The organism is Photobacterium lutimaris (genome assembly GCF_003025555.1).
Taxonomy (GTDB): Bacteria; Pseudomonadota; Gammaproteobacteria; order Enterobacterales; family Vibrionaceae; genus Photobacterium; species Photobacterium lutimaris.
The window spans coordinates 240,137-264,174 of record NZ_PYMH01000005.1; the positions used below are offsets into that span (position 1 = coordinate 240,137).

Genomic DNA, 24,038 nt, shown 5'->3' on the forward strand with positions numbered 1-24,038 from the left:
CAGTCGACTAATTACCCGTTGACAGTCGTGATTGAGCCCGGTGTGCAGTTAGCGCTGCGCATTAGCTACGATACCTCGCGTTTCGCTGAAGCTGAAACGACGAGGCTACTGGAGCAGTACCGCCATATCCTGTGTCACCTTCCCGGCGAGATGGACAAGCCGGTAGGTGAGGTGCCGTGGGTTCCTGAGCACCAGCTGGCTGAGGTCATGGCGCTGACGGGCAAGGATGAACAGTGCTTTCCTGTTGAACAATGTCTTCATCAGCTGTTTTCCGAGCAGGCTCAACTAAGGCCGGAGGCGGTGGCCGTCAGTGACGAGGCCGGTTCGTTGACCTATGGCGAGCTCGATGGGCTGTCCAATCGCTGGGCGCACAAGCTGGTTGCTGATGGGATCAAACCGGAAGACAAAGTGGGGATCTGCCTTCCCCGATCGACCGAACTGATCGTTGCCATTTTGGCCGTGCTCAAGGCGGGGGCATGTTATGTCCCGCTCGATGGGGATGCTCCATCCCAGCGTTTGAAATACATTATCGAGGATGCAGGCCTCAAGCGTGTGCTGATCGCGACTGAAGAGAAGGCGGATATCGCCCCGGGGATCTGTCAGGTCATGAGTGAGTCGTCACTTAGCCCGGCGCACAGTTCCGCTGAGCTGGCCGTGGATGTCAGTTCGCAGAATGCGGCTTATATCATTTATACATCAGGTTCGACAGGCAACCCGAAAGGGGTGGTTGTTGAACATCGCCAGGTTGTGCGCTTGTTCTCGGCGACCGACCACTGGTTTGGTTTTACCGCCAACGACGTATGGACCCTATTCCACTCGGCGGCTTTCGATTTCTCAGTATGGGAGATCTGGGGGGCGCTGATTTATGGTGGCGAGCTGGTGGTGGTCCCGTTCTGGGTTTCTCGCTCGCCGGACGCTTTTTTCACCTTGTTGGCTGATAAGCAGGTGACCGTACTTAACCAGACGCCGTCGGCCTTTCGCCAGCTGACAGCGGTCGCCAAGTCCTTGCCGCGGCAGGAAGCCAAGCAGCTTGCCCTGCGGTACGTGGTTTTTGGGGGGGAGGCGCTGGATTACCAGGCGCTGGCACCATGGTTTGAGATCTATGGCGATGATCAGCCCACCCTGATCAACATGTACGGTATCACTGAAACCACCGTCCATGTTACCTACCGGGAGATCAGAGAGGCCGATCTTGGACAGTCTGCTGCCGCCAGCGCGATTGGGCAGGCGATTCCTGATCTGCGGGTCATGGTGTTGGATGATCACCTAGAGCCTGTTCCTGTCGGGGTACCTGGGGAGCTGTGTGTGGCCGGTGCGGGGGTTACCCGGGGTTACCTCGGGCGTCCCGAGCTCAACCAGGCCCGTTTTATTTCACATCCGCAACTAAAGGATGGGGAAAGGCTGTACCGATCCGGGGATCTGGTCAGTTGGCTGGAGGATGGTAGCCTAGACTATCTCGGGCGGATTGATCAGCAGGTCAAAATCCGGGGATTTCGGATCGAGCTGGGTGAGATCGAAAGTGCGTTAGGCGCCTTGCCCGGGGTGAGTGAAGCGGTGGTTACCGCCTCTCAGCTAAACGGGCAAAAGCAGCTTGTGGCGTACTACGTTGCCGAAGCGGGGGGGGCGCTGGATCATCATGCGCTTCGCCAGCAGCTGGACAATGTCCTGCCTTCCTACATGTTGCCGGCGGCTTACGTTCCGCTGGAGACGGTGCCGTTGACAATTAACAACAAGGTTGACCGCAAAGCGCTTCCTGCCCCTGAGTTGGGGCAACAAGCTTCGGGTGAATACCGCCCGCCTGTGACCGCCACCGAAAAAGTACTGGTCGAGCTCTGGGGCCAGCTGCTGTCGGTTACCCAGATTGGCATCGATGATAACTTTTTCGAGCTGGGCGGGGATTCCATCCTGAGTATTCAGATGGTGGCCAGGGCCAAGAAGCACAGCTTGAGAATTGCGCCTAAAGAGGTGTTCGAGTATCCGACGATTGCGGGGCTTGCCGAACACCTTGATGCAACCGTGCGCGAGGTTGAGGTTGTCGATCAAGGGGTGGTCTCCGGGGAAATGCCGCTGATGCCAGTGGCCTGCTGGTGGCTGGCATTGGAGCCTGAGAACCCTAACCATTATAACCAGGCCTTTGTCATGCGTACGCCGCAGGACTTTTGTGTTGAATCGATGACGGCAGCGTTGAATGCCGTCATCAGGCATCATGATGCGTTGAGATTACGGCTCGTCGAAGGTGATGGTCGCTACCGAGCCGACATCATGGCTAAGGCCGAGTCTGTCAGTGTCGAGGTTGCCCGCAGTGGTACGACGGGTGAGGAAAGGCGTGAATATATCCGCCAAGTTGGCCAGCGTATCCAGGCCAGCCTCCGTCCGGCTGACGGGCGAAACCTTCGGGCTGCATGGATCCCTCCACAGCATGATCATTCAGGGAAGTTGGTACTAGCTATCCATCACTTAGTCGTGGACGGCGTGTCATGGCGTATTCTTCTCGATGATCTGATGTCTGCTTACCACCAGATCTGCCAAGGCGAAAATGTGGCGCTGCCGGACAAAACCCATGCCTATTCACTCTGGGCCGAGAAGCTGGTGGCTTTCGCGCAGTCGGAGAGCATCACAGCACAGCTTCCGTATTGGCAGGCGGCCACCCGCGCTGATCTTGCACCTCTGCCGACCGATTTCGAGGGTGAGCAGGCCAATGTATACGCTTCGCAGAAGATCCATACCGTGACGTTGGATAAGACGACGACACGACAAATTCTCGGGGATGCGAACAAGGCGTACAAGACATCGGTGAACGATATTCTGGTTGCCGGTCTGGCCAAGTCGCTGGCTGTCTGGTCTGGCAATACCGCGATCAGACTCGATCTAGAAGGACACGGGAGGGAGGATATCTTCCCGGAGCTCGATATTTCTCGAACCGTAGGGTGGTTTACCAGTATTTATCCGGTATGCCTAGAGGTCAGCCAGACCGGAGGCGTCGAGCTGCTGAAGTCGGTCAAGGAGCAGCTGCGTCGTGTCCCGATGCAAGGATTGGGCTTTGGCCTTCTCAACTTCCTGGTGGGTGAGAGCTCGCTCTCTTACCAGCCGCAGGTTGCGTTTAACTATCTTGGCCGTTTCTCTCCAACCAGTGCAGACGAAGGGTTCAGCTTGGTTGATGATGAGGTGGGACTGACTGCGGACGAAAATAATCGCCGCTCACACCATATCATCATTGACGCCTGGGAAACGGATCAGCAGCTGACATTCCGCTGGAGTTACAGCAGTGCCATCCATCGTGACGAGACCGTTGCCCGGCTAGCTGAAGGGTATCTCGCTCAATTGGCTGAAATTACGGCAGCTTGTTGTGCTCCGGATGCCAAGGGTTATACGCCGTCCGATTTTCCCTTGCTGGATCTCAGCCAGTGTCAGGTCGATAGGTTGGTCGCCGAATACCCTGATATGGTCGATGCGTACCCACTGAGTGCGACTCAAAAGGGGATGTTGTTCCATAGTCTCTATGACAACGACGATGATGCATATGTGAATCAGTTCTGCTGTGAATTCGGTGACAATTTAGAGGTGTCACTTTTCCAGCTGGCATGGGAAGGCGTGCTGGCAAGGCATCCGGCCTTGCGTTCATGTTTCTTATGGCAGGACCGTGACGAGCCCACCCAGATCGTTGTGGACCGCTCGGCGGGATATTTTGCACCGCAGCCTCAGGCTGTTTTGAAAATGGATGCGTTGGACGAGTGGCTGGCGGCTGATCGTGAGAAGGGGCTCGACCTGAATGCCGTACCGATGCGCATGCACCTGCTGCCGACCGACCGTGAGAGCTGGTTGTTCGTCTGGACCCACCATCACATTCTGTTTGATGGCTGGAGCCTGGCTCAGATCTTGGGTGAGGTGTTCCATTGTTATGAATCGTTGTTAAATGGTGTGGCTCCCGAGCTCGCCCCTGTCAAATCGTACCAAGAGTATATTGCATGGCGAGCTCAGGAAGGCGACAAGGACAGTGAAGCATTCTGGCGCGGCCAGCTCGAGGGCATGGAGTCGGCGACGCCCATCATGGTCGATACCGCCCCGGCAGCAACGGGCGGCCGGGAGGCCGACGGTCTAAATCTGTATGTCCAGCACTGTGATCGTGCCCTGGGCTCGGCACTGAACGCTTTGGCCAAGGACAAGCAGTGTACGCTAAACACACTGATCCAGGCTGCTTGGGGAATGTTGCTCTACAAGTACAGCGGTGAGTCAGATATTGTCTTCGGGATGACGGTAGCAGGCCGTCCGGTTGAGGTGGACGAGATCGAGTCAATCGTCGGGCTGTTCATCAATACCGTACCGATGCGAATGGATATCCAGGGCGCAAGCTCAGTCACCTCGGTTTTGGCGGCTATCCAGAAGCAGCAGGTGAAGATCATGGAGCACGAACAGACGCCGTTGGTGGATATTCAGGCTTGGTCGCCGCTGGCAAACGGCGAGGCGTTGTTCGATTCTATCGTGGTGGTTGAGAACTACCCGATGGGTGATGTGCTAATGAAGCAGGAAGGGCCTTTGGCGATCCGGTCGGTGCGCTTCGATGAGATCACGAACTATCCCATCACCTTGATTGCGATGCCTGGCGATCAGCTGTCCTTCAAGATTGTGTTCGATCCGGAGAAAGTCGCAGCGAATGCTGCGGAGACGATGCTGAGCCATTTCATTTGCCTGCTTGAGAGCATTGCCGCCCAGCCGGATCGTGCGGTTTCACAGCTTGCTTACCTGCCACAGGACGAAGCGGCGGCGTTACTGGCGATGAGCCGGGGTGAAGAGGCTGAGTATCCATCACTGTCGTTACCGGTGTTGGTGGCGCAGCAGGTGAGCTTATCGCCCAGTGCCGTGGCGCTAAAGTGCGCGGATCAGTCGCTGACCTATTTGCAGTTGCAGCAAAAGAGTGATCAGCTGGCCCACTGGCTTGTGGAGCAAGGGCTCGGTAAGGGAGATCTGGTTGGCCTGTGCATGGAGCGGTCAGTAGACATGGTCATCTCGATGCTGGCGATCATGAAAGCCGGTTGTGCCTACGTACCCTTGGATCCGGACTACCCGGCCGAGCGGCTAGGTTTCATCCTGGAGGACTGCGAGGCACGCCTAGTACTGACTCAGCAACAGCTGCTTGCGCGGCTACAGGGGCTGGCACTGCGGGAAGTGACATGGTGCGCAGTGGACGAAGCGTGGGACCGTATCGGCCAGTACTCTTACCTGCCCGTTGATGTCTCCGTCGCGATGGACGATGCAGCCTACCTGATTTATACCTCAGGCTCGACTGGGCGGCCCAAAGGGGTGATTAACCACCACCGAGGGCTGTGTAACCGCCTGCATTGGATGCAAGAGCAGTTCCAGCTGGGGGTGAATGACAAACTGCTGCAAAAGACCACGTTCTGTTTTGATGTGTCGGTATGGGAGCTCTTTAGCCCGCTGATCGCCGGTGCAACCTTGGTCATGGCCAAGCCCGGCGGACACCTTGACCCTGACTATTTGGTCGAATTGATCCGGCACGAACAGATCACGCTGATGCACTTCGTCCCGTCAATGCTCGAGGTTTTCTTGCAAGCTGACGGGGTGGAAACATGTACCTCATTGCAGCGGGTGGTATGTAGTGGTGAGGCATTGAGTTATTCCTTGAAGCAACGTTTCCATGCCCGTCTTGGTGCCTCATTGTTCAACTTCTACGGCCCGACCGAAGCAGCAATAGAAGTTTCACGCTGGCACTGTGGTGACGATGCCGGCCGGGAGATCGTGCCGATTGGTTATCCTGTGCCGAATACTCAGTTGTACGTGCTCAACAAGGATCGGCAGTTGCTGCCGGCCGGCATGACCGGTGAGTTGTACATTGCCGGTGAGCAGGTGGCAACGGGCTACCACAAATTGCCAGAACTCAGCCAGAAGGTGTTTGTTGCCGATCCCTATGCCTCCAAGGCAGGCGCGGTGATGTACAAAACCGGCGATTTGGTTCGGTATCTGCCAAACCGAGCGATCGAGTATCTCGGGCGGGTAGACTTTCAGGTTAAATTACGTGGTCAGCGTATTGAGCTTGGCGAAATCGAGGCGGCGATCACCCGAGCCTGCGGCGCGACATCCCTAGTGACGGTTTTCCTGAGCGAAAGAGGGGATCAAAAATTACTGGCTTACCTTGTTAAGGACAACGGGCCGGTTGATGAAGCCGAACTCAAACAGAAACTTACCGAGTCCCTCCCTGCCTATATGGTTCCTTCGTTGTGGGTCCAGCTGGAGTGTTGGCCACTGAACGCGAACGGCAAGGTAGACAGAAAGGCATTGCCAATCCCGGACTTGGCCCTAGCGGGGAACGACAATTACGTTGCCCCACGCGATGAGCGGGAGGACGTGCTGGCACAGTTGTGGCGGGAGTTGTTGCAAACGCGTCGAGTGGGGATTCACGATAACTTCTTCGAACTCGGTGGTGACTCTATTTTGTCAATCCAGTTTGTTTCCCGGGCGAAGCAGGCAGGGTACCTCTTTACGGCAAAACAGCTGTTTGAACAGCCGACAATAGCCCAGTTGGCACAGATTGCCAGTACTGGTGAAAGTGGTGGCGTAGCCAAAGCGGAGCAGGCTGCGGTGGTGGGAAGGGTACCGATGTTACCGATGGCCCATTGGTGGCTGTCGGCACAGCCCGCCCAAACCACCCACTTCAACCAGGCGATGCTGCTCTCGGCTCCGGCAGGGATGGACGCGGGGGCACTGAAGGTGGCGATCAATGCCCTAGTGGTACATCACGACGCACTGCGCACCGCGCTGGAGCATGAAGGGGGGAGGTGGCAGACCCATATCCTCCAACCCGTAATGGAGGTGCCCGTCCACCGCTACGATGTTGCCGGCGACGAAGGCGGTTGGGCTGAGCAGATAGAGCACGTTGCAGGGCGGCATCAGGCGCAGACCGATCCGTCGGCAGGGCAAAATATCCAGTTGCTGTGGTTCGACGCTGGAGTCGGCGGTGCTGGCCGGTTGGCCCTGATCGTCCATCACTTGGTTGTGGACGGGATTTCTTGGCGTGTACTGATCGAGGATCTCAATACGGCCTATCAGCAGGCTGTCAGCGGGCTGCCGATCGCGTTACCGGAGAAGACGCACTCGGTGGCCGAATGGGCTGAAGAGTTGGCAGATCGTGCACAGAGCCAAGGTGTCGAAAACCAGCATGATTACTGGTTAGCTGCCGCTCAGGCCAAAGGGGAGGTTGTGGCGCATGATGTCACCTCTGCGCCCGAGGACAATGTCGAAGCCTCAGTGGATGCTTGGGTTGACGCGATATCGCCCGAGGTCTCGGCGGCGATCGTCGGCCCGGCCAACAAGGCTTACCGAACCCAGGTCAATGATTTGTTGCTCACGGCATTGTCGCTGGCCGTTGCTGGCGCTAGCGGCAGGGTGCGCGTTGATCTCGAGGGGCATGGCCGAGAGGGGAGCCGCTTAGATGTATCCCGTACCGTTGGGTGGTTCACCAGTCTTTACCCGGTCGCCTTGAAGCTGCCGCAGACTGGGCTCAAAGCACAGATCCAAGCGGTTAAGGAGCAACTTCGCGCAATACCAGACGGTGGACTGGGTTACGGTTTGCTACGGTATCTGCAGCAAGATGATGCGCTGGACTGTCAGTCGCAGATCGCCTTTAACTACCTCGGTAGGCTTGATGGCTCGGAAGGCGCGGACACCCCCTTCCAGCTGGAATACGGCAGTGCCGGGCCGAACCGGGCAGCGGATCACCATCGGCGACATGAGATTGTCATAGATGCATGGCTGGTCGAGGGGCAGTTGCATGTTCGCTGGAGCTATAGCCGCTGTTTGCATGCCCAAGCAACGATTGCCGAGCTGGCCAGCCGCTTCCGCACGGCATTGACTGATATTGCCCGTCATTGTGGCAATAGCCTTAAGCTTGGCTATACGCCATCGGACTTCCCGACGGTTGAGCTCAACCAGCAGCAACTGGACAAGCTTGCTGCCAGTGATATCGATGATATCTACGCGCTCACACCGACCCAGCAGGGGATGCTGTTCCATAGCCTTTACCAGCAGGGAAGCGGTGTCTATGTAAACCAATTCCGCTGCCGCTTCGGTGACGGTTTTGAGCGGGACGCCTTCCAGGAGGCATGGGGAAGGCTTATTGGTCGCCATGAGGTGCTACGAACCGGGTATGTTTGGCAAAAGCTTGCCGCGCCGGTTGCGGTGGTACAGAGCCGGCCGGACATCCGCTGGACTGAATTGGACTGGCGTCATATGTCTACCGCAGAGCAGGAACAGGCACTCGCGGCCTGGTTGAATGCGGACAGAGAGCAAGGGTTCGATTTGACGCAAGCCCCCTTGATGCGCTTGAGCCTGATCCGGATGGCCGACGATGTTGTCCAGTTTGTTTGGAGCCATCACCATATCTTGATGGACGGTTGGAGTATGGCTCAGTTGTTTAAGGAGCTGTTTACCGATTACGCCTATGCCAGTGAATTTCTGCCAGTGCCGACGTTCCGCTACCACGCCTACCGAGGCCACATTGAGTGGCTATCGGATCAGGATCCGCAAGCGGCAAACGCCTATTGGCGTGAGCAGCTGGGAACGTTCGCCGAGCCGACGCCATTGCCCCGGGATACGGCGAGGGGAGCCGCCACCGCGCCGAACAATGAGCGCCATCAATGTTTGTCTGCCAGCCAGACACGCCAGCTTGAGCAATTTGCCCGACAGCACCATATCACGCTGAACTCATTGGTACAGGGAGCATGGGCGCTACTGTTACACCGCTACTCTGGCTGTCGCGATATCGTGTTCGGTTCAACGGTGTCGGGGCGCTCGGCTGAGCTTACCGGGGTCGAGGAAATGGTCGGCCTGTTTATCAATACCCTGCCGGTCCGGTTTGACATTGATCCTGACCAGCCGTTGCTCGAATGGCTGCAGGAAATCCAGTTGGCCCAGGCCGGGATGCGCCAGTTCGAATATTCTTCGTTGGCTGAGATCAAAGGGCTAACAAACGTGCCGCTCGATCTGCCTTTGTTCGAAAGTATTGTGGTGTTCGAAAACTACCCGGTTGATGAAATCCTCAAGCAGCATGATGACGGCTTCGATATTTCGCAGATCAGCTTCCATGAAGTGACGAACTATGCACTAACTCTGATAGTCAATCCTGGCGAGGGGCTGCACTTCAAGCTGCTGTACAACGACAGCCGGTTTGAGCACGGCACGATTTCATCTTTGCTGGAGTATCTCGTCGAGCTGCTGAGCAAAATGATCGATAGCCCCCACCAGCCACTGTCACGGCAGCAGGTCTTGCCGGCGGCACAGCAGCAACTGGTGGTCGTTGAGCCGAACCAGACCGATAGCGAGTATGCCGCCGGTAATGTTGTTGATGCCCTTCGCTATTGGGCTGAGCACTGCCCCAGTGCCGAGGCCGTAACGTTTGACGGCCGAACGCTCAGTTATGCCGAGCTCAATAGGCAAACCAATAAGCTTGCCCATTGGCTGCGAGAGCAGGGCGTCGGCAAGGAAACCTTTGTCGGGATTTGTGCCGAGCGGTCGTTGGAGATGGTTATTGCGATCTGGGCCACGATTAAGGCGGGAGGCGCATATGTGCCGTTCGACCCGGATTACCCTGCCGAGCGTTTGGCCTATATGTTGGAGGATGCCGCTGTTTCGGTGCTGCTGACCCAAAGCGCGCTGATCAGTCGCCTGCCCGACGATCTGGCCATGCAGCTATGCTGCCTTGACCAAATGGACAGCCAGCTGGCGGCCTATACCGAAAGCGCACTGGAGGCCGAGTTCGATGCGGATCAAGCAGCTTATATGATTTACACCTCGGGCTCGACCGGACGGCCCAAAGGCGTGGTCAATAGTCACGGCGCATTATGGAACCGACTCCAGTGGCAGACCCAAATGCTGGGGCTGGATCGTAGCGATGTGTTTGTCCAAAAAACGACGTTCTGCTTCGATGTGTCGGTATGGGAGTTCTTTAATCCGCTGATCATCGGTGCCCGCTTGGAGGTTGCTCGTCCCGGGGGGCACCTTGACAACAACTACCTGCGCCAGCTTATCCAGTCTAAAGGGGTGTCGGTTATTCATTTTGTGCCCTCCATGCTGCAGCTGTTCATCGACTCGACGGGCGTCGAACAGTGCCGTTCGTTGGCCAATGTGGTTTGCAGCGGCGAGGCGCTGCCGCGCGATTTGGCTGAGCGAGTGGCGGCCAAGCTGCCAATGGCGGAACTGGTAAACCTGTATGGCCCGACGGAAGCGGCGATTGATGTCTCTATCTGGAAATGCAGCGAGCCATCACCAAGCAAGGGGGTGCCGATTGGTCGTGCTGTGCCGAACACCAAGCTTTATATCCTTGATGAACATCTGGTTCCGGTGCCATTTGGCGCCAAGGGAGAGTTGTATATCGGGGGCTGTCAGCTGGCGAGGGGCTATTGGAATCGTCCTGAATTGAATGAAGAGCGCTTTGTTCCCGATCCGTTTAGTGATAAGGACGGCCAGAGGCTCTACCGGACAGGGGATCAGGTGTGCTATTCCGCGCCTGGGGTGATCGAGTACATCGGCCGGTTGGACTTTCAGGTTAAGTTACGAGGCCAGCGGATTGAGCTGGGCGAGATCGAGGCCGCAATCAGCCAGCATTGCTCAGGTCAGGCTGCCGTTGTTTTGCATGAGGATGCCGGCGGGCAGCGTTTGGTGGCTTTTGTCGCCGGGACTGACCGCAGTGGGTTCGATGAGCCGGCATTGCGCAGCGCTTTGGCGGCCTCATTACCGGCTTATATGGTGCCGGGCCAGTTCGTGATGCTGGCCGACATGCCGCTGACCCCGAATGGGAAGCTGGATCGCAAGGCCTTGCGGGTTCCAGCCTTTAGCCCACAGGTGACGGATGCGGTACTGCCGAAGACCCAGGAGGAGGCGTGTATTGCCAGCATCTGGCAAGAGGTCCTCGGGGTAGATGTGATAGGGAGAAGCACCAACTTTTTCGAAGCCGGAGGTCACTCGTTATCACTGATCAAAGTGCAGTCACTGATTGCCGAGCGACTTGGCAGAGATATCACACTGGTGACGTTGTTTGAGTATCCGACCATTTCTGCCCTGGTGGGGTACATGTTTGATGAACAGCAGGCCGCGCAAGCCGAGCAGGAAAAAGCGCGCGAAACACAGCATAACGAACGCCGCAAAATCGGCACAAACAGATTGATGCGCCGCCGTTCACTGTCGGCGGGTACAAGTAATGACAAGGAGTTCTCGAAGAATGTCAAATAAGGAATTTTTGCCGGAAAATGGCTTAGAAGTCGCAATTGTAGGGATGGCCGGAAAATTCCCGGGGGCTGAGGATATCGAGCAGTACTGGCAATTGCTGGCTGAGGGTAAGGAGGCGATTACCTTTTTTAACAATGAAGAGCTCGATAGCCAGAGTGTCGATCCTTCGATGGTTAAGGATCCCAACTATATCAAAGCACGAGGGGTGATTAATAAGCCGGAGTATTTTGATGCTGCTTTCTTCGGTATTGCACCGAGGGAGGCGGAAATCATGGATCCGCAGCACCGCCTTTTTTTGGAGTTGTCTTGGACCGCTCTGGAAAATGCCGGTTACAACCCAGATGCGGTACCCGGCCCCGTTGGTGTCTACGCCGGGGCCGGCTTCAACTCCTACATGGTGATGAAGCTGACTATCGATCCGTCGTTCATTACCCAAGAGAATGCCTTACAGCATCTGTTTAATAACGACAAGGATTACGTCGCTACGCGCACTTCCTACAAGCTGAATCTGCGCGGGCCGAGTGTCAATGTGCAGTCGGCATGCTCGACCTCTTTGGTTGCCACCCACTTGGCATGTCAGAGCTTGATCAGTGGAGAGTCGGATATGGTGCTGGCAGGGGGAATTGCTGTCAGGGTGCCCCAGAATGCGGGCTACTGGTACCAGCAGGGATCGATTTTCTCCAAGGATGGCCATTGTCGTGCCTATGATGCGGACGCGAACGGAACCGTGAGTGGTAACGGTGGCGGTGTGGTCGTGCTTAAGCGACTAGAAGATGCTCAAAGGGATGGCGATCGGATTTATGCGGTGATTAAGGGGACGGCAATTAACAACGATGGTGCTAGCAAGGTTGGTTTTACCGCGCCAAGCGTTCAGGGTGAGGCGGCGGCCATCCGCTCTGCGCAGGCTATTGCGGAAGTCAGCCCGGAGACAGTTCGTTACATTGAAGGTCATGGCAGCGGGACCGCCCTTGGCGATCCGATAGAGGTCGAGGCGCTTACCAAGGTGTTCCGCAAGCAAACGGAGAAGACACAATATTGTGCAATCAGCTCGGCAAAATCTAATATCGGCCACTTGGATACAGCCGCTGGAATGGCGGGCTTGATCCGTGCAGCCATGTCGGTTGACAGGGCTGAGATATTGCCCAATGCCAATTTCAGTCAGCCGAACCCCCGCATAGATTTTGCCTCGAGTCCGTTTTATGTTCCCAGTGAACGCAAACCGTGGCCAGAGGATAACCATTCGCGTCGGGCGGGCGTCAGTTCATTTGGTATAGGCGGCACCAATGGCCATATTGTGCTGGAGCAAGCACCGCCTGAGGTAGCCTCGGTGCCATCTAGGCAAACGCAGTTGTTGTTATGCTCGGCGAGAACCGCATCGGCATTGAAGGCGCGTTGTGAGGATCTTGCTGATTATTTCAGGGCTAATACAGAGGTGAATTTGGACGATGTCGCCTATACGCTGCAGGTCGGGCGTAAGCCATTTGAATATCGTGCCGCCTTTGCGGTCAGCGAAAAAGATGATGTAGCTTCCATTATGCGTGATCAGTGGCATAACGACATGGTTGCCGGAGGGCTAACTGATCATAAACCTGATATCGTTTTCATGTTTTCCGGTCAAGGGAGTCAGTATCCTGGTATGGCAAAGGAACTGTACCAGGCTTATCCCGCCTTCCGCGAAGTGATCGATGAAGCTGAGGTGTTACTGGTCGAGCAAGCCGGGCAGGGTATTCGTGACTTGTTATTTGTCACGGAGCTTGGCTCTGCTGTCGAATTAAATCAGACTCGATTAACCCAGCCAGCCTTGTTTGTTGTCGAATATGCCTTAGCCAAGTTATTGATGAGTTTCGGGATCAAGCCAAAGGCGTTGATCGGGCACAGTATTGGCGAATATGTTGCCGCAGCCCTGTCAGGGGTGATGACATTTCACGAGGCCCTTCGCCTTGTTGCCTACCGTGGTGAGCTGATGCAAGGAATGGCTGAGGGTACGATGCTGTCGATCCGCATGTCTGAGGAGCGGGTGGAGCCACTGTTGTCGGAGGATATTTCCCTCGCCGCGGTCAATGCTCCGAATGCTTGTGTGGTCGCAGGGCGGAGTGATGCTATTTCACTGCTGGTGAAAGCACTGGAAGACGAGGGAGAGCTATGCCAAGAGCTGCGAACATCGCACGCCTTCCACTCTTTTATGATGCAACCGGCGGTTGAGCCTTTCGTCAAAGCGGTAAGGAATATTCAATTACAGGCCCCGACCATACCGTTTATTTCCAATGTAAGCGGGACTTGGATCGAGGCAAAACAGGCAACCAACCCTGAATACTGGGGGCAGCATTTGAGGCAGGCTGTAAGGTTTGCTGAAGGTATTGATAGTCTACTGGACTTGGAGTTCCCGTTATTTGTAGAAGTTGGCCCAGGAAATACTCTGTCGACACTGGCAAAACAGAGCATGAAACAAAACGCGGAGCAAGAATGGCCGGTTATCGCTGCATTACCGCGTGCCGATCAGGCGACCAGGGCTGACGACCATTTTCTGAGTGCACTGGGCGAGTTGTGGACCCGCGGTGGGACTCTCGATTGGGAGCCGTTGCACCAAGGCCGGTCACGGCGACGTATTCCGTTGCCAACCTATCCATTTGAGCGCAAGCGCTATTGGCTTACGGATGATGGGAGCGATGCTGGCGAGGAGCACGAAACGCTCTTTTCGGAAGCGCAAGATAATAAAGTGGTGATGCCGACGAACGATATCGAATGGTCAGTGGCGGCGATCTGGCAGAATTTGTATGGCTTAGAAAAGATCGGTATTCATGAAAACTTCTTCCATCTGGGCGGGGATTCGATGTTGGCCATTCAGTTGGTGGCGGAATTGCAATCTTTCTTCGAGATAGAGTTGCCGCTGGCTGAAGTGTTGCAGTACCCAACGATTGCCGAGCAGGCGGAAAGGATTGCCGAAGCGCGCCGTAGCGGAGGGAAGGTCGTCAACCATTCGCCGGTGGTGAGGATCCAACCGAAAGGGAGCAAGCCACCGTTTTTCTGCGTTCACCCTGCCGGAGGGATCGTTCACTGCTACATCGAACTGGCAAGGATGTTGGGTAAAGAGCAGCCTTTTTATGCCTTGCAACACCCAGGCATTGATGGGAAGTGCGAGCCATATACACGCTTTGACGTGATGGCTGAGTACTACATCAAAGCAATCCGAGAGGTCCAGCCTGAGGGGCCTTATTATATCGGCGGTTGGTCTTTTGGCGGCACCGTTGCCTATGAGATGGCGCAGCAGTTGGTTGCAATGGGCGAAGAGGTGGCTGTGTTGGTAATGATGGATACGCCAGTGCCGTCAGCCGTTTATGGTGCAGATTTGCTTCGAGATGAGTTCGATGCTGCCGGGATCTTTACATTCCTTGGACGGGGGATCGGTCAGATCTTTGGCAATAGCTTGGATATTGATCCGAATGAGCTCAACGGACTAGAGCCTGAGGCTCAGTTCGAACGAGTACTAGAAAAAGCGGGAAGCATCAATGATATGTCCGAGAGCGGGGCTGCGCGTGAGCAGCTGGAACAAATTATTGATATGTTCAAGGTAGCCGATAGTGCAGAACGTCAATATCAGCCACAACCGTACCATGGAAAAGTAAAGCTTATTCGGGTGCAGGATTTGGACGATTACGAGTTTACCGGCTATAGCGAGCATCCGGATATCAAGAACCCGGCTTTCGGTTGGGATCATGTTGCTACGGATCTCGAATGCCGTATGGTTCCCGGGACCCATATGACAATGGTTGTTGCCCCCTATGTTAGAGAGGTGGCACGGACATTATCGACTGTGCTGGCTGAAGCCCACAGCCAGAATGAGCAACCTCAGGCGTTGACTATGGTATAGAGGAGAATAGTGATGTGCTCGGCATTGGGCTTGATGGCCACTGGAAATTCGGTACTGGGTGTCAATTATGATTTTCAGTTTGATCATGGCATGGTGGTGATCAATCCCCGCAACCTGCACAAATGGAGCGAACTGCCCCTTGGAGGGCAGTTTCGCTGGCACAGCCGCTATGGTTCCGTCACATTGGTTCAGTTCGGCTGCGAGCTCCCCTGCGGGGGAATCAACGAAATGGGACTGAGTATCCACTTGCTCGAGCAGCGCGATGCTGCCTATCCGCCTTTGAGTTTGCTGGAGCCTACCTTGAGCGAGTTGCAATGGATCCAGTACCAACTCGATACCTGCGCCAACATTGATGAGGTGCTGGCAGGTCTGACGACTATCAAGGTACATAGCCAATTCATCCCGCTTCACTACGTGATTGCCGATAGTACCGGGCAAGGCGCAGTGATTGAATTTGTCCACGGCGAGATAGAGGTGAGTCGCTTTCAAGCCGGCAAGCCACTCGTGTTGACCAATCATAGCTTGGCCAGCAGTCGCCAGTATTATCAACAGTATCGTTTATCGAAGCAGCCGATACCTTGCTCCAGTACCTCAAGTGCCCGTTATTGCCGGCTGTTTGACTACAGTCAGACCTTTCAGGATGGTGAGGCCCCCGAGCAATTTGTCAGCGAGGGACTGGCTAGAGTGGCGATTGCGGGTAAGCGCTGGGACTCACTGCTGCAGTTGTTTTGCGGCGCAGGCAGTTTCAGGACTTGCTGGCAGATCATTTTCACTCCAGGCAAGAGGAGCATGGGATTTAGCCGGTATGCCAATGGTCGCGGGTTTGAAATTAGTTTGGATGACTGGGCCTTTGATACGCTCCAGGAGCGTTTATGTTGTGATCTCCACCTATCATCCGATCGTGGTGGTAAGCCGAATATGACCCCTTATTCATACCATGAGAATCGTCGGATAATCACCAAGACATATCGGCCCTACAAGCGGCATTTTCCGGCCAGGGCGATTGAAGAAATAGCCCGCTATCCCGATCAATTTGTGGTATTTGAACAGTGATATTAAACATAGGATGTTGAAAGTAAAAATGAAAGCTCAGTTGAAAGTTGTCAATGAAAAGCCAGCGCAAGCTATCGAAACGTGGTTTGCCAATTTTTCAAATCACGACAATGGTGATTACCGTTTGATTTGTTTCCCTTTTTCTGGCGGCGGTGCCAACATCTATCGCCAGTGGCCAGCGCACCTGCCACAGACGGAAGTGTGGGCGTTGAAGCTACCGGGTCGGGAGGCCAGGTTCTCCGAGCCGGTGATAACCGACCTTGCTCTGTTGGTTGAAACGCTGGCACCGATAGTAAAGGCTTTGATGGATAAGCCATGCGTGTTCTTCGGTCATAGCATGGGGGCTTTGATTGCTTTTGAGTTGGCCCGTTATATGGAAAAACATTACGGTTGCTCACCTAAACTCTTAGTCGTATCAGGCTTTCGTTCACCCGAAAGGAAGAGCAAGAAGCGACAGTTGCATGCCTTGTCTGAGTCTGAGTTTGTCAGTGAACTGCGTGAATACGGCGGGACGGTACCGCAGATCCTTGAGCATCGAGAAACTATGCTGCTGCTATTGCCGATGCTTCGCGGCGATTTCAAGATGCACGAAACCCATTGTTTTGATCCCTCTCAGTCGGTCAGCTGCCCAATTCATGCGCTCTATGGTCGCGCCGATGAAGTTGCCGATAGGGACGATATCGAAGGCTGGGAAAAATATACTCAAGGAGCGTTTGCGATTACGGCGTTCGACGGCGAGCACTTCTTCCTTAATGCCGAGTATCCCCGGATCTGTGGTTTGGTAGAAACGCAGATGGGTAGTGTGACTTCAGACCGGAGAAGGTTCCGTGCCTAGGGGGGAGAGTTACGCCGATGATATATCGGCTCACGATATCATCTATATCATGGCCAATAACGTCGATAGCTGGCCTCGGCTTTATCGTGATCTTGCAATGTGCGAACAGGAGCAAGTTGATCGGTTTGTGTTCGAGAAGGACAAAGCGAGGTATACGGTCAGCCATTGGTATATGCGTCAGATTTTAGCCGACCATCTTGGTTGCACCAGGAGCGAGCTCGTCTTTTCCCAAGGCCCCTATGGCAAACCATACCTAAGCGGACAGACAGGTTTGTTTTTCAACTTGAGCCACAGTGACGAGTGCAGCGCCTTGGTGGTAAGCCGTTATGGCGAAGTGGGGGTCGATGTTGAATCGACGAGCCGTATGTCCGTGAGCGAGATTGAATCACTTAAGTATGCCGTGCTGACGAATGCTGAGCGCAAAAGCCTAGTGCGTTTGCCGGCAGACCAAAAGAGTGAAGGTTTTATGCGGTTCTGGACTCTGAAGGAAGCCTATTTGAAGCAGAAAGGGTGGGGATTGTATTACGATTTGGCCAAGTTGAGTTTTTCAATTGATGAGCCGATTGCAGTGGAGGTTGCCGGAGAGAAGGATCGGTACATTAAGCTCGGTTGCACTCAGCAGCAGGGACATACTGTGTCTTGGGCAACACTTAATCGTGCAGCTCCGCTGATCAGGCATCTTGAATGGCCAACTTAGGTTGAATCTTGTGCATAATCTGGGCTTGATGTGATGCTTTGACTATATATCAGGGGTTAAATCAAAAAAAACAGTAATTGATCAAATTTTTTTTGCATTAATAAAATTATGTGATAAATTGCTTTCAAGATTTGAGAGCATCAAATTGCGAATAAAATGATCACTCTCCTTAGAACGGGGGAGGGTGGTGTAAAGGTCTGTTAATGCATTTGCGTGATTGAGACCTGCTGGGGAAGCCCAGTGAATATCCTGATTGGAACCCAGGGTATTAGGAACGGGAAACGGCCCTGAGCGAAAGCTCAGGGCCGTTTTTTCTTGTCTACACAAATAACAGGGCAAGGCGTCTATCAGGCTTAAGTATTGGCGGTATTGTAACGGCGGTTACGTCCTGACCAAATTGTCGTGTCGGCCAAATCTTCAATTGGGTTTTCTTCTCTCACCCGGCTTCTTCTTCGACGATGAAGACTGCCCTGCGTATTTTTTTGGTAGTGGCTGCTAAGCTGCCGGAGGCTCTTGATATCAGATAATTTCATCGTTCTCTCCTTAAACAGATACTGATACCAGCATAGTAGTCTTACCTGAATATAAGTTGACACAGATGCTCAATTAGTTGCATTTGGTTGGTTGTCTAGGGTTCTTTTTTTATTTGTGTGATGTATGCAGAATCTCTTGGTGCGGTAAACATTAGAAAGTGTCTTTTTCAAGTAAAAGTAATTTATTTTGTTTTGTGTTTACTGGGGGCTTTCTGATTGGATTAAAATATGTCTTCTCGTCCAAGTTGCCAATTTTTGTTGTTTTATTACATGAAAGCAATGGATTAATTTGAGCTCCGTCACGTTTCGGGATACTATTTAGCCGTTTATTGATGAATAATTTCACGATGAGGTGGCAAAATGATTGAGATGTTAGCATTACCGCAAATCTACCTGGCTCGTCTAAAAGCAGAAGAGCAGAAAGCGAAGCAAAAAGACGCTAAAAAATAAAATGACAATGAACTGTCGTCCCTTTGGCGATCGGTGAAGGTATAAATGAAGAAGCGGCTCATGAAGATGAGCCGCTTTTTTAATATGTTTACTCGTTATTTAACCAGAGTAGATCTTGTTCTGAAACATACTCTTTATAACCGGCTTCCCAGCCTTGAATAGCAAGCTTTTCATTTTCGGTATTTAGGCATTGGCCTGTATATTGTTGTCCTTTTTTACCGTGCTTGTATGTTTTGTAAGGCAGGCAGTAATCTTCAATACCCTGTTGGTAGCCAAGGCGATAATCGTCAATAGCTCCCTGTGGCAAGTCGCTAAGTTTGTTGAGCTCTGGCTCGGTGCGCACTAGTCGACCATTTTCACCGTCTTTGACACCGAGCATTTTCCATTGGTTTTCTTTCGCCAGTTCTGTGTCATAGGACTGGCCACTACAAGCCGCTAAGCTGAGGACAGCTACAACTAAAACGAGGTGTTTCATCGTCTACCTCCGCAAGCAAATGTGAATTTGTTCCTGTTCGCGTCAATAGACAGGCTATCTGACTGCTGGACAGGTCTTACACTTTAAGTATATATACCCATGAAAAAACGGGCATAAAAGCCCGCTTCAATACGGTGGTTTTAGTCTCAATGGCTAGAAAGCAATCTGGAAGGGGCTGTGCGAGGCCAGTAGTAGCCTAGGTAGTTCCAGCCAACCCACAGGACGAGGCCGGTGGCAACGACCATCTCAAAAATACCTAGTCGCTCAAGCCATGACCAATGCGGGTAATAGATAGCAAACCAATCGGTGAGGCGCTCAAGGGCAACGGCGCTGATCACCGACGGGAAGGTGACGGCAGCCAGTGAAGGTTGGAATCGTTGCTTTAGCAAATTGAAGTAGCACAGGTAGACGAGGATGGTCATGGTGATCCCCACACCAGCCAAGGCACCGGTCAAGACAGGGTCTGGCTCACTGACATTCAATAGGTAAGCGGTCAGGGATAAATTGACCGGAGCGGCCATGATCGCAAGAGTCGGCCTAGCTGGTCGTGGTAAGCGTCCAGCAAAGCACAGGCGATAGAGCACAACGGGCAGCATCAAGAAGTAAATGGCGATGCAAACATCGGTCATGGCCAGGGCGAAATCGTGGTGGCCAAGTTGCGGGCCAGCCAAAGTACCACTGATTGCCCCTACTGGATACAAGAACCAGCTAGGGTACATGTTGGTTAACCGAAAGTTTTTGATTTGGCAGAAAAAGAAGAAACCCATCATAAACATGTGCAGGGTCAGTGCCGGGTACCAAAGAAAGCGAGCGACTTCAACATGGAGTGAAGACAGGTAGTCAGATAAGACCAGCATAGTCATCGACATTGGTGCCATCAAACTACCGTATAGAGGGTGGCGGAGATCCTGAATAAAGCGTTTGGGGTTGAGCAGGTACTTCACAATGACGGGGATAAGCAGGATCGCGCCGATCAGCGCACCAATCCCGCGGTACCAATCGGCATGGTCAGGGAAGTAGAGTGACCAGGCGAGCCCAGTCCCTATCGAGGCTAGGGCCAGCGCGGCTTGGGCCGTAGGAATATGTATCAAAGCATTGGTGAATGCTGTCATTTAGCTATTAAAACCTTCGTTGAGCGTAAAACAGATTTTGAGAAGGGGCATTCTACACCAGTTTGACTGTGAGGTTACGGGGGGGGGATCAAAACACAGTTTGGGTTTGATCACATTTTGGTAGAAGATTTGGCGAATCAAGGTTGCTAAAAGTGGAATTTAGTACCATATTTATTTTGTGACCTGTAAATGAGCTGATTTATATTTAGCTTTCGGAGGAATGAGCTGTTTTCGTACATGTGGCTCAAGGGTACAGGTAATAGGTTGATGTGAGTCAACCGCACTAAGCGTCGGTATTGCTTAGTTTACAATTTGGTTAAGTGACAAAAAACGAAAGTACTTCTTCGCCAAACACAAAAGATGTCCGATTTAAATTTGTGACTATATCGGATACGGCATACTCAACGTAATGAGTGGCGAAGCCTCAAGTTGTATTTCAATCACCGCTCTGTGTGTACTGCGAGGTAGACTGGGGCAACAGAATAGAGATAAAACTAAGCCGCACTGCAATGGTGCGGCTTTTATTTTGCAGCTAAAAAATATCGCTATTTTCTTGAAAATACTAACCTGCTGTTTTTAAACGTCTGTTTTATGTTATCCACAAAAACAGTGGGTAACTTGGGCGTATAAAACCGTAGAGGGTAACCGGTTGGTCGTTTTGCTGGGGGACCAGCCCCTAAGTTTACTCTGGGGCTGATAATTTACCGCACAGTTGTGACTCGACTGGTCCGTTCGCCAGAGACTGAGCGAACTTTAACTCCTGAGGTGACGGTAGGCGGTGCCTGAAGATCCACCACGGTCCAGCTGTTCCCATTATCTGTCGAATATTCAACGGCCAGACCCGGGAAGGGAGAGTTTACTTGCAGCAAACCGGACTTGATAGTGGCTCCCGGAACAGGAAGATTGAAAGCAATGCCTGCAGCTTCCATTTTCGGGAATACTTTTTGTGCAACCAAGTTGGCAAAATGGTTGTAGTCAGCCTTTCTTGCCTCTTCGTCAACAACCACTTTCGCTAGGTCATCAGCTTCCCAAGGAGCACGGTGCCAGGCACGCTCAGCGACACCAAGTAGTCGAGGGAATACCATGCCTTCGAATTGTTCCTCGGTACGTACTGTTTCAGCCCACAGTGAGCCCTGTAAACCAATCACTTTTTCTGGACGTGTAAGTGATTTCACGCTTGCAGCGTCAATCACTTGCTCTTTGGTTATCGGCGCACCAGCACGCGTGAAATCAGCATTGGCATACAGATCGTCCGGCATAAAGCCGAAGGTTTTACGGGTATCGGTAAATCGAGGCGCCCAGTAGTAGCCACGCTCGTTTGGATCCGGCTCGTAAGGGTGGTCAAAGTACATGTGGCTCGCTTGGTTATACACCACATCAAAGCCGTTGTTTGCGAGGTTATAGGCACGGTCAGCGACACCCCACTCCCAAATATTCTGCCATGCATTGCCGGATACCTTGGTATTCGCCAGTTGGGCTCGGGGGTAAACTTTCCCTTCGTTCATCAGACCATCTTCCCATCCACCGAGGTTGAGGTCGTAGTTGGCAGTGATTGTCGAAATACGCTCGACAAAGTAACGGCTAAGATCGGCAACGCTGTTAATTCCGTCGCTATTGTTGGCAATGAAATCTTGACAGATCGGGGAGTCTTTCCACGCACCGGCGATTTCATCCCCACCGAAGTGGAATTTTTTAAGAGGTTGAATATCTTGGTGTAACGAGACTAGATTGGCCACGACGGTATCGACAAAACGGTAGGTCGAGTCCATACAGACATTCATTGCGTTGTCTTTGAACATCTGAACTGAGAGGTAATCAGACTTATCTTCAAGGTCAGTGAGCAGATACTGCTCGGCACCAGCAATGTCACCATGCGCCATTAGGTTTGTATAACGGGCTTCCATTGCTTTGATAGCGGCATGGGCATGGCCAGGCATATCAAGCTCAGGGATTACCTCGATATTTAGATCATTGGCATAGCGAAGGATTTCCTTATAGTCTTGTGCCGTGTAATAGCCATTGGATTCTGTCGTTCCGTCAGGGCCAGCCCCCAAGAAAGGTAATATACACTGTGTGCCTGTCAGATCGTGGCAGCGATTGGCACCGACCTCGGTTAATTCTGGTAACTCAGCGATCTCAATACGCCAGCCTTCATCATCAGCAAGTCGGAGGTGAAGCTTGTTGAGCTTGAAAGTTGCCATTTGCTCAAGAAGCTGCAATATCGAGTCTTTGCTACGGAAGTTTCGGCTGGAGTCGACCGAAAGCCCACGGTAGGCAAATCGCGGTGCATCGACAACGCTGGCGGCAGGGATAGCTTGGCCATCTTTGAGCTGGAGCAAGGTTTGGGCAGCATAGAATGCGCCAGCCTCATCAACAGCTTTGATGCTGATTATTTCTGCTGCACTATCAACGTCTAGTTGGTAGGCTTCGGCCCACTTGTTATTGCCATCAATGGCAATCTGACCCCAGCCAATATGGATGATCTTTTGAGTTTGCGGTGACCATGCTGCGGTTGATAAGCCGAGCTGATTGGCAAGGTATTGGGCTTGCTCTTCATAGCCATTGTCGAAAACTACGACCCAGGAGCTATCGAGGCTAACCTGATCCGTGCCGATGGTTATTGAAGCTGGGGTAGGGATAACACCGCGAATGTTTTCTACTACACTGAGATCGGCATTACGCGCGAAGCGGTTCTGTGCGGTAAACGGATCATAATAATCGGTGATTAAATTACTGCCGTAGCGCTTCCACTTCTCAGGTGAATCAAAGTCCGCGACAAACGGTAGTTCCTCACTAGGTTTGACTGGAACTTTACCGTTGATTTTATTACTGGTGCTGGCGATCAGTGCTGTGACTTCTTGACCAGCGTCTTCTGATACAAGGTACCAGTTAGGCATGACATCGGTTTTAGCAACCTGCCAGTCTCCAGCATCAAACTCAAAATGGAAGGTATCACCGGGCTTTAAAGGAGTGAAATGTGCCGTAGGTTCCAGCTTGAAGATATCCCCATTGATATGGGTGACTTTTAGAGCGGGTGTAGCAAGTGTTTTCATCATTCGGATATGGCTGAAATAGATAGCCCAACCCGAAGCTGGCAGCTCTTTTGCACTGGTGTTGGTAAAAGATATCTCCCCGCGGAACGTACGCCAGTCATCTTGGGTGTTGTCAAGAACACCGTAAGTGACCTGTAGACCGTTGCCTAGTTGACTGATGTCATCAACGCTAATGGCGTAAGCAGGGACACTGCACGCAGCAGCAAGAGCGACTGATAATAGTGTTTTCCTTATCATCTTTATTCCTTATTCCCGTTAAGATTTATTTTGAGCCACGAAAGGGTAAATAAAAAGCAGAATAAGCAATAGTTATTATCTGTCATTGTGTATTTTTATATTCATATATATTAATCACCTCGATAATTTACTTATGACTTGTGACAATTTTGACTATTATTTTCCGAGGCATAGCACAACAATATATTTTAAGGCTATTTAGTTGTAACGGTTATTGCTGTTAGGATTATCAGTATACCTTGAGGGGGGATTCTATCCGTAATGGTGGAAGGAAATGATTATTTGAATTGCAATGTTATGTTTTAATTTGTTTTTTTATTGATTGTTCGCAAAGCAGAAGCCGCTGTATGGTAATTAATTGATTGGGTTTTATATTATGTCAGCATTTGGTGCAGCTATGAGAAAAAAATGGGAGTAATGTAAGTTTCACCATTTTTGGGATGTTACTCATTATTTTTTCAATTGGTGATTAAACCATCAGATATTATTA

Annotated in this window: 9 protein-coding genes (1 of these 9 cut by a window edge); 5 read left to right on the forward strand and 4 right to left on the reverse strand. The window is 52.6% G+C overall.

Annotation, left to right across the window (positions count from 1 at the left end; genetic code table 11):
• The 5 genes in view from C9I99_RS12940 to C9I99_RS12960 are tightly spaced (at most 28 nt apart) and all read left to right on the forward strand, a layout consistent with a single transcriptional unit that may run on beyond the window.
• Positions 1–11,238: the 3' portion of a non-ribosomal peptide synthetase gene (locus C9I99_RS12940; protein ID WP_107349298.1), read on the forward strand. 1,119 nt of this gene lie to the left of the window's left edge; the window shows 11,238 of its 12,357 coding nt (coding positions 1,120–12,357); its start codon lies off the left edge, out of view; its stop codon occupies positions 11,236–11,238.
• Complete coding sequence (locus C9I99_RS12945; protein ID WP_166645462.1) at positions 11,228–15,103, forward strand: type I polyketide synthase; 3,876 nt, start codon at positions 11,228–11,230, stop codon at positions 15,101–15,103. The genes C9I99_RS12940 and C9I99_RS12945 overlap by 11 nt, the downstream gene beginning before the upstream one ends.
• Before the next feature lie 12 nt (positions 15,104–15,115).
• A complete protein-coding gene (locus C9I99_RS12950) occupies positions 15,116–16,156 on the forward strand; it encodes a linear amide C-N hydrolase (RefSeq protein ID WP_107349300.1) in 1,041 nt (346 codons plus the stop codon).
• Positions 16,157–16,184: 28 nt separating this feature from the next.
• Entirely contained in the window at positions 16,185–16,991 is an 807-nt protein-coding gene (locus C9I99_RS12955) for a thioesterase II family protein (RefSeq protein WP_166645461.1), read from the forward strand.
• Complete coding sequence (locus tag C9I99_RS12960; protein ID WP_107349302.1) at positions 16,984–17,688, forward strand: 4'-phosphopantetheinyl transferase family protein; 705 nt, start codon at positions 16,984–16,986, stop codon at positions 17,686–17,688. Before C9I99_RS12955 ends, C9I99_RS12960 begins: the two co-directional genes overlap by 8 nt.
• A 353-nt stretch (positions 17,689–18,041) precedes the next feature.
• Here the strand turns inward: C9I99_RS12960 and C9I99_RS12965 are convergent, their stop codons facing one another.
• The 4 genes from C9I99_RS12965 to C9I99_RS12980 all read right to left on the reverse strand — a co-directional run bounded on the left by C9I99_RS12965 (position 18,042) and on the right by C9I99_RS12980 (position 23,548).
• The gene (locus C9I99_RS12965; protein ID WP_107349303.1) at positions 18,042–18,221 is read right to left on the reverse strand and encodes a hypothetical protein; all 180 of its coding nucleotides are present in this window, start codon (positions 18,219–18,221) and stop codon (positions 18,042–18,044) included.
• A 538-nt stretch (positions 18,222–18,759) separates the two neighbouring features.
• Positions 18,760–19,146 (reverse strand): DUF2799 domain-containing protein, encoded by a 387-nt coding sequence (locus C9I99_RS12970; RefSeq protein ID WP_107349304.1) that lies wholly within the window; start codon positions 19,144–19,146, stop codon positions 18,760–18,762.
• A 146-nt stretch (positions 19,147–19,292) separates the two neighbouring features.
• On the reverse strand, positions 19,293–20,258 hold the full coding sequence (locus C9I99_RS12975; protein WP_107349305.1) for a TDT family transporter: 966 nt from the start codon (positions 20,256–20,258) through the stop codon (positions 19,293–19,295).
• A 701-nt stretch (positions 20,259–20,959) separates the two neighbouring features.
• Positions 20,960–23,548, reverse strand: coding sequence for a family 20 glycosylhydrolase (locus C9I99_RS12980; RefSeq protein WP_107349306.1), 2,589 nt, complete (start codon positions 23,546–23,548; stop codon positions 20,960–20,962).
• Positions 23,549–24,038 lie beyond the last annotated feature (490 nt).

What these genes read in the sequence shown, in the direction of transcription:
- C9I99_RS12965 (WP_107349303.1), bottom strand. Translation starts at nt 18,221, where the DNA reads ATGAAATTATCTGATATCAAGAGCCTCCGGCAGCTTAGCAGCCACTAC.
- C9I99_RS12975 (WP_107349305.1), bottom strand. Translation starts at nt 20,258, where the DNA reads ATGACAGCATTCACCAATGCTTTGATACATATTCCTACGGCCCAAGCC.
- C9I99_RS12970 (WP_107349304.1), bottom strand. Translation starts at nt 19,146, where the DNA reads ATGAAACACCTCGTTTTAGTTGTAGCTGTCCTCAGCTTAGCGGCTTGT.
- C9I99_RS12955 (WP_166645461.1), top strand. Translation starts at nt 16,185, where the DNA reads ATGAAAGCTCAGTTGAAAGTTGTCAATGAAAAGCCAGCGCAAGCTATC.
- C9I99_RS12950 (WP_107349300.1), top strand. Translation starts at nt 15,116, where the DNA reads ATGTGCTCGGCATTGGGCTTGATGGCCACTGGAAATTCGGTACTGGGT.
- C9I99_RS12980 (WP_107349306.1), bottom strand. Translation starts at nt 23,548, where the DNA reads ATGATAAGGAAAACACTATTATCAGTCGCTCTTGCTGCTGCGTGCAGT.
- C9I99_RS12945 (WP_166645462.1), top strand. Translation starts at nt 11,228, where the DNA reads ATGTCAAATAAGGAATTTTTGCCGGAAAATGGCTTAGAAGTCGCAATT.